We start from the raw sequence: 12361 nt of genomic DNA, 5'->3' as shown, positions 1-12361 counted from the left end.
GGGATATCAGGTGCGGCCACCGCCCGCCCGTGGTCGGCGCATGGTTTGTGGCGGTCTGGTTACGGTCGGAGGAGAGGACCACCGGAACGAGCGACGCCCACCATGAGGAGGCACATCGTGCCCAGTGTCACCACCCACGACCCCGCCACCGGCGAGGAGATCCGCAGCTACGAGCTCTTCACCGACCAGCAGGTCGCCGAGATCGTCGAAGCGGCCGGGACCGCCTTCCAGACCTGGCGGCGCACGCCGCTGGAGACCCGCGCCGAGGCGGTCCGCCGGCTCGGGCAGCTGCTCCGCGACAACGAGCGGGAGCTCAGCGAGCTGATGACCGCGGAGATGGGCAAGCCGATCGCCCAGGGCGCCCCGGAGGTGCAGCTGTGCGCGGCGATCTGCGACTGGACCGCCGACCACGCCGCCGAGGTGCTGGCCGACCGCGAGGAGTCCACCGAGGGTGGCCGCGCGATCGTCACCCACCAGCCGGTCGGCGTGATCTACGGCATCCAGCCGTGGAACTTCCCGATCTACCAGGTGATCCGGTTCAGCGTGCCGCAGCTCGCCGCCGGCAACACCGTGCTGCTCAAGCACGCCCAGTCCGTCTTCGGGATGGCGCTGCGGCTCGAGGAGCTCTACCACGAGGCCGGAGTGCCCCGGGACGCGTTCCGGTCGCTGCTGATCGACCACGACCAGTCCGACGACGTGATCGCCCGGCCCGAGGTGCGCGGGGTGACCCTGACCGGCTCCGACACCGCCGGCCGGCACATCGCCGCCCGGGCCGGCGAGCACCTGAAGAAGTCCGTGGTCGAGCTCGGCAGCAACGACGCCTACCTGGTGCTCGGTGACGCCGACGTGGAGCAGGCCGTCGAGCTCAGCGTGCAGGGCAGGATCACCAACAACGGCCAGACCTGCGTGGCGGCGAAGCGGTTCATCGTCGTCGACGACGTCTACGACGCGTTCAAGGACGCCTACGTCGAGGCGATGGGCGCGATCGAGATGGGGGACCCCCGGCAGGAGGGCTGCACGCTCGGCCCGATGTCGGCCGAGGGCCTGCGCGACGACCTGCACGAGCAGGTGATCGCCTCGGTGGAGAAGGGAGCCAAGGTGCTCGTCGGCGGCGAGAAGCCCGACCGGCCAGGCGCCTGGTATCCCGCGACCGTCCTGGAGAACGTGCAGCCGGGGCAGCCGGCGTACGACGACGAGCTGTTCGGACCGGTCGCCTCGCTGATCCGGGTGGCCGACGACGAGGAGGCGGTGCGGGTGGCCAACGACTCCCGCTACGGCCTCGGCGGCGGGATCTTCTCCCGCGACACCGCGCGGGCCGTCGAGCTGGCCCGGACCGAGCTCGACACCGGGATGGTCAACGTCAACGGCTACAACCTGGCCCAGCCGCACCTGCCGTTCGGCGGGGTGAAGGACTCCGGCTACGGGCGCGAGCACGGCAGCTGGGGGCTGCACGAGTTCGTCAACATCAAGACCGTGATGATCGACGGGTAGGCCGCTCGCGGAGCTGCACCGCTCGCAGGGCCGCCGCCCCACGGCGGCGGCCGCGAGCACCAGCAGCGGGTCGCGGGTGCCGATCGGGTCGCGCAGCGCCTCCAGCAGCGCGGGCAGGCCGAAGCCGAGATAGGTGCAGACGTAGAAGACGCCGATGGTCAGGCCGCGGTGCTCGGGCGGCGTCCACTCGTCCACGTCCGTCAGCCCCGCCCGCAGGCACAGGCCGTACGCCGAGCCCAGCACCAGCGCCACCACCACGAGCAGCAGCACGTCGGCGGTGGCGTCGACCACCGCCGCGCCGGTGAAGCCGCCGGCGGCGAGCACGGCGCCGACGATCCCCGAGCGCGCGCCCCAGCCGCGGCGGCGCGCGACGACCTGGATCGCCACCCCGGTGCCGAGGGTGAGGGCCGAGGCGACGCCGGGCACCCAGGGCCCCGCGTGCGCGCCACCGACCCGACCGGCCAGCACCACGATCGGCACGGTCACCGACGCGAACACCCACAGCGCCATCGGCAGGGAGCGGAACAGCGCGGCCGCGACGCTCCGGCCGCCCGGCGTGGTGGCCGGTCCGGCTTCCTCCGCGGCGGTGGCTCCCTGCTGCGGCGGCCCGGCGCGCACCGCGGCGGCCACCGCGCTCAGCGACAGCACCACGGTGAGCGCGAACGGCGCCGCGAAGGCGAGGTCGCCGGAGGCGAACTGGGCGATCAGCCCCGAGACCAGCGGACCGCAGGCGAACCCGGCGGTCAGGACGGCGCCCGCGACCGTCGTACCGCGTCGTCCGCGCAGGTCGCCGGCCCAGGCGGTGCCGGCGCTCATCGTCAGCCCGACGCCCAGGCCGACGACGAGACGCCCGGTGTAGACGCCGGCGGCCGGGTGCCACAGCAGCATCAGCAGGTTGCCGCCGGCAGCGACCACGCTGCCGGTCAGCACCACGACCCGGCGTCCGACCCGGTCCGAGAGCGATCCGCCGCCGAGCAGCCCGGGCAGCAGCCCCAGGGCGTAGACGCCGAACGCGCCGCCGACCGCCGTCGCCGAGAGCCCCTCGCGGTCCCGGACCACCGGGAGCATCGCCGCGAAGTGGTTCGCGGCCCAACCGGCGACGAACAGCAGCGCGACGACGACCGCGAAGTGGTCGCGTCGCGCCGTGTCGGGCGTCCTGTCCGACGCCGTGGCCCGGCTCAGCGCCGGCTCAGCTCGGGCTCTGCCCGGCCAGCCGCAGCCAGGTGGGCACCACGGTGTCCGGGTTGAGCGACATCGACTCGATGCCCTGCTCCAGCAGCCACTCGGCCAGGTCGGGGTGGTCCGAGGGGCCCTGGCCGCAGATGCCGACGTACTTGCCCTGCTTCTTGCACGCGGCGATGGCCAGGCCCAGCATGTGCAGCACCGCGGGGTCGCGCTCGTCGAAGCCGTCGGCGACCAGCGCGGAGTCGCGGTCCAGGCCGAGGGTCAGCTGGGTCATGTCGTTGGAGCCGATCGAGAAGCCGTCGAAGTGCTCCAGGAACTGCTCGGCGATCACCGCGTTGGACGGCACCTCGCACATCATCACGACCTTCAGGCCGTTCTCGCCGCGCTTGAGCCCGTGCTGGGCGAGCAGGTCGATCACGCCCTTCGCCTCGTCCAGGGTGCGGACGAACGGGATCATGATCCACAGGTTGTCCAGGCCCATCGTGTCCCGCACGTGGCGCAGCGCCTCGCACTCCATCGCGAAGCACTCCGCGAAGTCCTCGGAGAGATACCGCGAGGCGCCGCGGTAGCCGATCATCGGGTTCTCCTCGTGCGGCTCGTAGCGCGGGCCGCCGACGAGGTTGGCGTACTCGTTGGACTTGAAGTCGCTCATCCGCACGATCACCGGGTGCGGCGCGAACGCCGCGGTCAGCATGGAGACCCCCTCGGCGACCCGCTGCACGAAGAACTCCCGTGGCCCGTCGTAGGCGGCGATGGTCTCCTCGACCTCCTGGCGCAGCGCGGGGTCCAGGCGGCTCTCGCCGTCCGCCTGCTCCGCGGCGAGGTCGAGCAGGGCGCGCGGGTGGATCCCGATCTGGCGGTTGATCACGAACTCGAGCCGGGCCAGCCCGACGCCCTTGTTGGGCAGCTTCGCGAAGGAGAACGCCTGCTCGGGGGTGCCGACGTTCATCATGATCTTCACCGGCAGGTCGGGCATCGTGCCGAGCTCGGTGCGCTCCACGGAGAACTCGAGGGCGCCGTCGTAGACCAGACCGGTGTCGCCCTCGGCGCAGGAGACGGTGACGTTGCGGCCGTCGGAGAGGTCGGTGGTGCCGGTGCCGGTGCCGACCACGGCAGGGATGCCGAGCTCGCGGGCGATGATCGCCGCGTGGCAGGTGCGCCCGCCGCGGTTGGTGACGATCGCCGACGCGCGCTTCATGATCGGCTCCCAGTCGGGGTCGGTCATGTCGGCGACCAGCACCTCGCCGGGGGTGAACTCGTGCATCTGCTCGATCGAGGTCATCACCCGCACCGGTCCGGCGCCGATCTTCTGCCCGATCGCGCGGCCCTCGACCAGCACCTCCGCGCCGGCGGTGGCGGCCTTGTCGATCGCGAACCGCTCCACCGCGCCGGTACGACGCGACTCGACCGTCTCCGGACGCGCCTGCAGCACGTAGAGCCGCCCGTCCACGCCGTCCTTGCCCCACTCGATGTCCATCGGGCGGCCGTAGTGCTCCTCGATCACCAGCGCGTGCTTTGCGAGCTCGGTGACCTCGTCGTCGCTCAGGCTGAGCAGCCGGCTCTCGGCGGGGTCGACCTCGACGAACTCGGTGGTGCGGCCCACCTCGGCGTCGGCGGTGTAGACCATCTTGGTGGCCTTGCCGCCGACCCCGCGCTTCAGGATCGCCGGGCGGTCGGCCCGCAGCGCGGGCTTGTAGACGTAGAACTCGTCGGGGTTCACCGCGCCCTGGACCACGCCCTCGCCCAGGCCGAAGGCGGAGGTGATGAAGACCGCGTCGGAGAAGCCGGACTCGGTGTCCATGGTGAACATGACGCCGCTGGCGCCGATGTCGGAGCGGACCATCTTCTGCACGCCCGCGGAGAGCCCCACGTCGGCGTGGGCGAAGCCGTGGTGCACCCGGTAGGCGATCGCCCGGTCGTTGTAGAGCGAGGCGAAGACCTCGCGGATCGCGTGCAGCACCGCGTCGATGCCGCGGATGTTGAGGAAGGTCTCCTGCTGGCCGGCGAAGGAGGCGTCGGGGAGGTCCTCGGCGGTCGCGGACGAGCGGACCGCGAAGGAGGCCTCGTCGCCGGAGTCGGCGGCCAGGGTGTCGTAGGCGGCGCGGATGTCGGCCTCGAGGTCCTCGGGGAACGGCTGACCGACCACGGCGCCGCGGATCTCGGCGCCGACCTCGGCCAGGCGTCGTACGTCGTCGGTGTCGAGGTCCTCCAGCAGCCCGGCGATCCGCTCCGCGAGCCCGCCCCTGCCGTCGACGTCGGTGCCGATGAAGCGGTGGAACGCGTCGGAGGTGGTGGCGAAGCCGTCGGGCACCCGCACCCCGAGGTCGGTCAGGTTGGAGACCATCTCGCCGAGCGACGCGTTCTTGCCGCCGACCTGCTCGAGGTCGTCCAGGCCCAGGTCGGAGAACCACCGGACGTTGCGGCCGGAGTCGTTGTTAGCTGCGGTGTTCATCTGAGTCACTTCCGGGTGTGCGGGACGGTGCCGGCGTCGCTGCTGGCGGACTGACGCTGACGGCTGTTGATGCCGCCGTTCTTCTTCAGGGTCTGCAGGATGACGGTGGAGATCTCCTCCACCGACCGTGCCGAGGAGTCCACCACAGGGACCTGGTGCTTCGCGAAGAGGGCGGCCGCCCGGCGCAGCTCCCACCGGCACTGGTCGGGGGTGGCGTACTTGGACCCGGGGCGGCGCTCGTTGCGCACCCGAGCCAGCCGGTCCACCGTGGTGGTCATCCCGAAGCAGCGCTCGCGGTAGTCGCGCACCGGCCGGGGCAGGTCGTCGGACTCCAGGTCCTCGTCGACCAGGGGGTAGTTGGCGACGTAGAGGCCGTGCTGGAGGGCGAGGTACATGCTGGTCGGCGTCTTGCCGCAGCGCGAGGGCGCCAGCAGGATCACGTCCGCCTTGTCCAGCGCGCGCAGCGACTGGCCGTCGTCGTGCTCGATGGTGAACTCCACGGCCGCCATCCGGGAGTTGTAGCGCTTGATGTCGCCGACGCCGTGCAGCCGGGCGGCCTCGTGCACGCCGCGCTGGCCGAGGATCTCCTCGATCCGGCTCATGTGCAGGTCGAAGAAGTCGATGATCGGCGCCCGGGTGGTGCGCAGCTCGGCGCGGATCCGGTCCTCCGCGGCGGTGCTGAACGCGAGCGGGGTGACCGGTCCGTCCATCGCCTCGTCGAGGATCGCGACCACCTCCTGGGCAGCCTCGATCGTGGTGATGAACGGGATCGTGGTGCGCTCGAAGACCTGGTCGGGGAACTGGATCAGCAACGCGTTGCCCATCGTCTCCGCGCTGATGCCGGTGCTGTCGGAGAGGAAGAAGACCGGCACCGCCGGTCGTTCGGTGCGCTCACCCATGCGGACCATCATCCACGGTGATGGCGCTCACCGGCCGAGAGGGCGAGAATCGGACCATGGCGCTCGGGACCACGCCGCAACCCGAACGGTTCTTCGACGCAGGCACCGACGAGGAGCCGTACGACGTCACGCGCCGGCCCCGGATCGTGCTCGAACGGCTCGACCCGCCCGCCGGTGACCGCGGCGACGCGGACCGGTTCCTGATGCGCCGCCGGATCGGCTACCGGGATCCGGAGCTGGGTCTGCTCCTGGTCCCCGCGCACCTGGGCCGGGTGCCGACGGACCTGGCCTCGGTGCCGGCGGTCTTCGCCTGGCTGGTGCCCCGGACCGGGCGGCACCTGCCGGCGGCGCTGATCCACGACGGGCTGGTCTCCGACGGCTCCGGGGAGCCGGACTACCTCAGCCTGGAGGGCCATGACGTCGACCGCGCCCAGGCGGACCGGGTCTTCCGGGACGCGATGCGGGACTGCGGCACCGGGGTGGTCCGTCGCTGGCTGGTCTGGTCGGCGGTGACGCTGGGGACCTTCGCCGACGGCTCGCCCTGGGCCCCGGTGCAGCGCTGGCGGTATCGGCTCGTGGGCTTCGGGAGCCTGCTGCTGGTGGCCGTGCTGGGCACCGTGGCGACCCTGGACCTGCTCGACGTGGTCGCCTGGCTGCCGTGGATGGGGGAGCGGCCCTGGCCCGAGGAGCTGGTCGGCGGCGCGGCGGGGCGGTGGTGATCCCGCTGGTGCTGGGGCTGGCCTGGGGCCGGTTCGCCGTCGCCGGCGTGGTGCTCGGCGTCTCGATCGCGCTGCTGCTGCACGTGAGCGTCGCGGTGCTCGCGATCCTCGCCCTCTACCAGGTGCTGGAGCGCGCCGTCGCCCGCTGGCCGGGGGTGGTGCTGGTGGCCGCTGCGGCCGGGGTGGTCGTCGCGGTCGGGGTGCTGGCGGTGGCGGTCTTCTCCGCCGGCGCTTGAGTCTCACGTGCGAGTCTCCGTGCGGGTGGTCTCAGTGCTGCCGGTCTCAGTGCTGCCGGTCTCAGTGCTGCCGGTCTCAGTGCTGGTGGGCGCGGTGGCGCACCAGGACCACCGCCATCGCCACCACCATCAGGATGTGGGTGACGGCCATGAATCCCTCGGGGTCGAGCAGGTCCACCACCACCGCGGGAGCCAGGCAGACCGGCACGTACATGGCGCCGGACATCTCCAGCGTCTCGCGCCAGCCGTGACCGCGCACCCGCATCCACAGGACCATCGCGATGGTCATGTCGGTCGCCATCAGCAGGTACCACGCGGTCGGCGACTCCTCCAGCGGCACCGTCCAGCCGGCCAGCATCCGCATCCCGCCGAGGAGCAGCATCCCGACGCCCATCGCGGCGAGCATCTCGGCGAGGTGGAGTAGCAGGCGGAGGGTGGTGGGGTGCGCGACGGGCTCGGTGTTCGTCATGGAGGCAACCTGCTCCGGCAGCGGCGCCGGAGGAACAGCGCGGGACGGACCTGTCCCGATCCTTGGGGTCCGTGTCGGTCGGACACGTGGTGCGCCCCCGCACCCGGACCTACGGTGGGGTGATGCAGGGCGTCCGCCGGGTGGTCGTCGTCGGCTACCACGCCGTCGAGGTGCTCGACGTGGCCGCGGTGGTGAGCACCCTGCAGTTCGCCAACTACCTGCACGGCAGCGCCCTCTACGACGTCGCGCTGGCCGCTCCCGGCGGCGGGACGATCCGCACCGGCACCGGACTGACACTGGTCGCCGACCACCCGCTGGAGGAGGTGCGGGGGCCGCTGGACACCCTGGTCGTCGCCGGTGGGATCGGCTTCGGCAAGGCGATGCGGGACCGGGTGCTGGTGGCGCACGTGCGGCGGCTCGCCCGGGAGAGCGACCGGATCGCGTCGGTGTGCACCGGCTCGGGGGTGCTCGCCGCGGCCGGGGTGCTGGACGGTCGCCGAGCAGCGACCCACTGGTCCCGCGCCGAGGGACTCGCGCGCCGGTTCCCGGCGGTGCGCTTCGACCCGCACCCGATCCACCTGCGCGACGGCAACGTCTACACCTCCGCCGGCGTCACCGCGGGCCTCGACCTGACCCTCGCGCTGGTCGAGGCCGACGCCGGTGCGGAGCTGGCCCGGACCACCGCCCGTCACCTGGTCACCTACCTGCAGCGCCCCGGCAACCAGGCCCAGATGAGCATGTTCACCGCTGCCCGGGCACCGGGCTCGCCGGTGGTGCGGGAGGTGGTCGCCCACGTCAACGCCCACCTCGACGACGACCTGACCACCGACGCCCTGGCCCGCCGGGCCGGGCTCAGCGCGCGCCACCTCTGCCGCCTCTTCGACGACGAGCTGGACCTCTCGCCGGCCCGCTACGTCCGGCAGGCGCGGTGCGAGGCGGCCGCCCAGCTGCTCACCGGCTCCGACCTGACCGTGGAGGCGGTGGCCGGGCGCTGCGGCTTCGGCACCGTGGAGACGCTGCGGCAGGCGTTCCAGCGTCACTACGGCGTCTCGCCCAGCCACTACCGGAGGACGCAACGGAGCACCGAGCGACCGGCAGGTCCCGCTCCCGGCGACTGAGAGGACACCGGGTTCGCGGCCGGCGCGGTGGCTACGCTGCGGCGTGCCCCGTCGGGTGCCGACGGGTCCGGAGGTCGAGGAGGGCCGATGCAGCACGCGGGTCTGGCCGGCATCGTGCGCGCCCGCGCCGACGACGCGACGACGGGGCTGCTCTTCGAGGACCGGTGTTGGACCTGGGCCGAGGTGGTGCAGGAGGCGGCCGACCGTGCCGCGCTGCTGGCGGACCTGGTGCCGCCGCCGGCGGATCGGACGGTGCACCTGGGGGTGCTGCTCGACAACGTGCCGGACCACGTGTTCTGGGTCGCCGCCGCCGGACTGGCCGGCACGACGGTGGTCGGCATCAACTCCAGCCGCAGCGCGGCGGAGCTGGCCGACGACATCCGACACGCGGACGTCGACCTGATCGTCACCGAGCGACGGTTGCGCCACCTGGTCGAGGGCGACGGCCACGGTGTGCCCGGCGAGCGGGTCGTGGTCGTCGACGAGGCGGACCACGAGCGGTGGCTGGCGCCGTACCGGGGGAGCCAACTGCCGGGGGTGCAGCCGCGCCCCGACGACATCGCGTTCCTGCTGTTCAGCTCCGGCTCCACGGGTCGGCCGAAGGCGGTGATCCTGAGCCACGGCCGGCTGGACCGGTTGATGTCGGTGCTGGTCGACCGGATCGAGCTCACCGCCGACTCCACCACCTACCTCTGCATGCCCCTCTTCCACGGCAACGCGATGCTGATGAACCTGCTGCCGGCGATGGTCTGCGGCGCGACGGTCGGGATGGCACGACGGTTCTCGGCGAGCGGGTTCTCCGCCGACGTGCACGCGTTCGGCGCCACCTACGTGAACTACGTCGGCCGCGCGCTCTCCTACGTGCTCGCCCAGCCGGTCGACCCGCGCGATGCCGGCGGCACCCTCCGCCTGGCGTTCGGCACCGAGGCCTCGGAGACCGACGTGTCGCGGTTCGGGGAGCGGTTCGGTTGTCGGGTCAGGGAGGGGTACGGGCTCAGCGAGGGGGTGTTCCGGATCAACCGGACTCCCGACACCCCCGCCGGCTCGCTGGGACTGCCGGCCGCCGGCGTCGACGTGAGGGTCCTGGACGAGGCGAGTGGTCGGGAGTGTCCGCGCGCCCGCTTCGACGCGCAGGGACGGCTGGTGGACCCGGCGGCGGTCGGGCAGATGGTCGCGGTCGGTGCGGCGGCCGCGTTCGAGGGCTACTACCGCAACCCCGGCGCGATGGCCGAACGGATCCGCGGCGACGACTTCTGGTCCGGTGACCTGGCCTACCGCGACGAGGACGGCTGGTTCTACTTCGCCGGACGCTCCTCGGACTGGCTGCGGGTGGACTCGGAAAACTTCGCGGCCGCCCAGGTGGAGCGGATCCTGGCGCGCGCTCCCGGCGTGGCCGCCGCCCCGGTCTACGCCGTCCCCGACCCGGCCACCGGCGACCGGGTGATGTGCGCGGTCGAGCTGGAGGCCGGCGCCGCGTTCGACCCGGCCGCGTTCGGCAACTTCCTCGCCGCGCAGCCCGACCTCGGGGCGAAGTGGTGGCCGAGCCTGGTGCGGGTCACCGACCGCGTGCCGCTGACCGGCAGCAACAAGGTGGACAAGGCGCCGCTGCGGCGTGCTGCCTGGGCGACCGACGACCCGGTCTGGATCCGGGCCGGGCGGACGCCTGAGTACGTCGAGCTCGACCCGGCGGGCCGTCGCGAGCTGGAGGAGCAGTTCGCCGCGCACGGTCGCACGGCACATCTGCCGCGATGACGTGAGACGCCGACGGACATGCGTGTGTACAGGTGTCTAGGGTGAGCGGGTGCCGAGACGAGAGGACATCATGAACCGCTACGAGAACCGTCGGGTGCTGGTCACCGGAGCAGGCTCCGGGATCGGTCAGGCGACCGCGCTGCGGATGCTCGCCGAGGGCGGCTCCGTGGTCGGGGCCGACGTCAGCGAGGCGGGTCTCGCCGACACCGTGGAGAAGGCAGCGGCGCTGGGTGGACCCGGCGAGCTCGCCACCGAGGTCATCGACGTCGCCGACGAGCAGTCGGTGCGGGCGGGAGTGGCGGCCGCCGTCTCCGCCCTCGGCGGGCTGGACGCGCTGGTCAACGCGGCCGGCATCCTGCGCTCCTCGCGCACCGAGGCGACCCCGCTGGCCGACTTCGAGCGGGTGCTGCGGGTGAACCTGGTCGGCACCTTCCTGATGATCCGTGAGGCGGTCCCGGCGCTGCTCGACGGCGACGGCGCCGCGGTGGTGAACTTCAGCTCGACCTCGGCGAACTTCGCGCACCCCTACATGGCCGCGTACTCCGCCTCCAAGGGCGGCATCCAGTCGATGACCCACGCGCTCGCCGCCGAGTACGCCGGCCGCGGCATCCGGTTCAACAGCGTGCAGCCCGGGTCGATCTCGTCCGGGATGACCGACGGCACCGGCAAGTCCGGCCAGAGCAACGGCCCCGGCCTGCCCGAGGATGCCGACCTCAACCTCTTCGTGAAGCTGATGCCCGCGCTCGGCGGGGGCTTCGCCGGGCCCGAGACCGTGGCATCGGTGGTGGCGATGCTGGCCAGTGCGGACGCCGCGTTCGTCACCGGCACCGAGGTCCGGGTCGACGGAGGCACCCACTTCTGACCACCTGGCAAGGTGGGGACATGGCTGCTGTCGCCGACGCCCGTACGCCGTCCGAGGGACGATCCCGCAGCGTCCTCGTGCTGATCGCCCACCTGCTCGCCGTCGGCGTCGTCGCCGGCGTGGGCGGATGGGCGGCGTCGGGTTCGCGAGAGACCTACGAGGCGCTCGAGCTCCCGCCGTATGCGCCGCCCGGCTGGCTCTTCGGTCCGGTCTGGAGCGTTCTCTACCTGCTGATGGCCCTCGCCGCCTGGCGAGCCTGGCGCGCCGCCGGGTGGGACCGTGCGCAGGTCGTGTACGCCGTGCAGCTGGTGCTCAACCTGTGCTGGACGCCGCTCTTCTTCGCCGCCGACGCCTACACGGTCGCCCTGGTCGAGATCCTGGCGCTGCTGGTCGCGCTCGTCCTGACCGTGGTGCTGTTCCTGCGGCGGGACCGGGTGGCCGGGTGGCTGCTCGTCCCGTACCTGGCGTGGGTGGCGTTCGCGACCGCGCTCAACGCCGGGATCGTCGTACTGAACTGACTCCGGGGCCGCTCACAGCGGCGTGGCGTCGCGGTGGGTGGCCGCGAGGTGCACGTAGTGCTCGGCGTTGAGCCGGATGCCGTCGACCTGCTCGTCGCTGAGCTCGGCGCGCACCTTGCCGGGCACGCCCAGCACCATCGACCGCGGTGGGACGACCGTGCCCTCGGTGACGCACGCGCCGGCGCCGACGATGCTGCCGGCGCCGATCACGGCGCCGTTCATCACGATCGACCCCATCCCGACCAGCACGTCGTCCTCGATCGTCGCGCCGTGCAGCACGGCGCCGTGCCCGACGGAGACGCCGGCGCCGATGGTCAGCGAGAAGCCCGGGTCGGCATGCAGCAGGCAGCCGTCCTGCAGGTTGCTCCCCGCGCCGATGGTGATCTGCTCCGCGTCGCCGCGGGCCACCACGCCGTACCAGAGGCTGGCGCGGGCCGCGATCCTCACCGAGCCGGCCACGGTGGCGCCGGGTGCGATCCAGGCCTCCGGGTCGATCTCCGGGCGGCGGGCGCCGAGGGCGAGGAGGCGCGGTACGTCGGTCTGGGGAGCGATGGGCGTCATAGCCGCATTGTGGGGACGGCGCGGTGCGACCGGCGTCGCGCCCCATGTGATGGAACGGGCGGGCTGTGGGCCCAGGGTTCACTGGCGTCACAAAGTGGG

11 protein-coding genes and 1 pseudogene are annotated in these 12361 nt (G+C 72.6%); 7 read left to right on the top strand and 5 right to left on the bottom strand.

From position 1 onward, the window contains the following. The first annotated feature begins 117 nt into the window (after positions 1-117). Positions 118-1491, top strand: coding sequence for an NAD-dependent succinate-semialdehyde dehydrogenase (locus FIV43_RS15160; RefSeq protein WP_196780827.1), 1374 nt, complete (start codon positions 118-120; stop codon positions 1489-1491). A 174-nt stretch (positions 1492-1665) separates the two neighbouring features. On the opposite strand, the pseudogene FIV43_RS23880 reads toward FIV43_RS15160, so the two are convergent. The 3 genes and pseudogenes from FIV43_RS23880 to FIV43_RS15145 form a co-directional block, all read right to left on the bottom strand. Then, positions 1666-2559, bottom strand: a pseudogene (locus tag FIV43_RS23880) (MFS transporter); the annotation flags it as partial. 121 nt (positions 2560-2680) lie between these two features. Further along, positions 2681-5128, bottom strand: a complete 2448-nt coding sequence (ppsA, locus tag FIV43_RS15150; RefSeq protein ID WP_141014808.1) for a phosphoenolpyruvate synthase — start codon at positions 5126-5128, stop codon at positions 2681-2683. A gap of 5 nt (positions 5129-5133) precedes the next feature. Beyond that, positions 5134-6027, bottom strand: coding sequence for a pyruvate, water dikinase regulatory protein (locus FIV43_RS15145; protein WP_181407519.1), 894 nt, complete (start codon positions 6025-6027; stop codon positions 5134-5136). Positions 6028-6083: 56 nt separating this feature from the next. On the opposite strand from FIV43_RS15145, the gene FIV43_RS15140 reads away from it, so the two are divergent. Together FIV43_RS15140 and FIV43_RS15135 are read left to right on the top strand one after the other, a co-directional pair. Next, positions 6084-6746: a DUF1353 domain-containing protein gene (locus FIV43_RS15140; protein WP_181407518.1), complete on the top strand. Its 663-nt coding sequence runs from the start codon at positions 6084-6086 to the stop codon at positions 6744-6746. Continuing rightward, positions 6740-6982 (top strand): hypothetical protein, encoded by a 243-nt coding sequence (locus tag FIV43_RS15135; RefSeq protein ID WP_141014805.1) that lies wholly within the window; start codon positions 6740-6742, stop codon positions 6980-6982. The genes FIV43_RS15140 and FIV43_RS15135 overlap by 7 nt, the downstream gene beginning before the upstream one ends. Before the next feature lie 76 nt (positions 6983-7058). Here the strand turns inward: FIV43_RS15135 and FIV43_RS15130 are convergent, their stop codons facing one another. Continuing rightward, positions 7059-7451 carry a hypothetical protein gene (locus tag FIV43_RS15130; RefSeq protein ID WP_141014804.1) on the bottom strand — a complete coding sequence of 131 codons (393 nt, stop codon included), beginning with the start codon at positions 7449-7451 and terminating at the stop codon, positions 7059-7061. A 71-nt stretch (positions 7452-7522) separates the two neighbouring features. On the opposite strand from FIV43_RS15130, the gene FIV43_RS15125 reads away from it, so the two are divergent. From FIV43_RS15125 to FIV43_RS15110, 4 genes are all read left to right on the top strand, one after another. Further along, positions 7523-8569 carry a GlxA family transcriptional regulator gene (locus tag FIV43_RS15125; RefSeq protein WP_231123426.1) on the top strand — a complete coding sequence of 349 codons (1047 nt, stop codon included), beginning with the start codon at positions 7523-7525 and terminating at the stop codon, positions 8567-8569. 87 nt (positions 8570-8656) lie between these two features. Next, positions 8657-10321 carry an AMP-binding protein gene (locus tag FIV43_RS15120; RefSeq protein WP_141014803.1) on the top strand — a complete coding sequence of 555 codons (1665 nt, stop codon included), beginning with the start codon at positions 8657-8659 and terminating at the stop codon, positions 10319-10321. 49 nt (positions 10322-10370) lie between these two features. Continuing rightward, positions 10371-11183 (top strand): SDR family NAD(P)-dependent oxidoreductase, encoded by an 813-nt coding sequence (locus FIV43_RS15115; protein WP_231123425.1) that lies wholly within the window; start codon positions 10371-10373, stop codon positions 11181-11183. A 20-nt stretch (positions 11184-11203) separates the two neighbouring features. Beyond that, positions 11204-11701 (top strand): TspO/MBR family protein, encoded by a 498-nt coding sequence (locus tag FIV43_RS15110; protein ID WP_141014802.1) that lies wholly within the window; start codon positions 11204-11206, stop codon positions 11699-11701. A gap of 12 nt (positions 11702-11713) precedes the next feature. Here FIV43_RS15110 and FIV43_RS15105 read toward each other — a convergent pair whose 3' ends face one another. Further along, positions 11714-12262, bottom strand: a complete 549-nt coding sequence (locus FIV43_RS15105; protein WP_141014801.1) for a gamma carbonic anhydrase family protein — start codon at positions 12260-12262, stop codon at positions 11714-11716. Positions 12263-12361: the final 99 nt, after the last annotated feature.

This window comes from Nocardioides sambongensis, assembly GCF_006494815.1.
Classification (GTDB): Bacteria; Actinomycetota; Actinomycetes; order Propionibacteriales; family Nocardioidaceae; genus Nocardioides; species Nocardioides sambongensis.
This window is presented reverse-complemented; position numbering and strand designations above follow the sequence as displayed.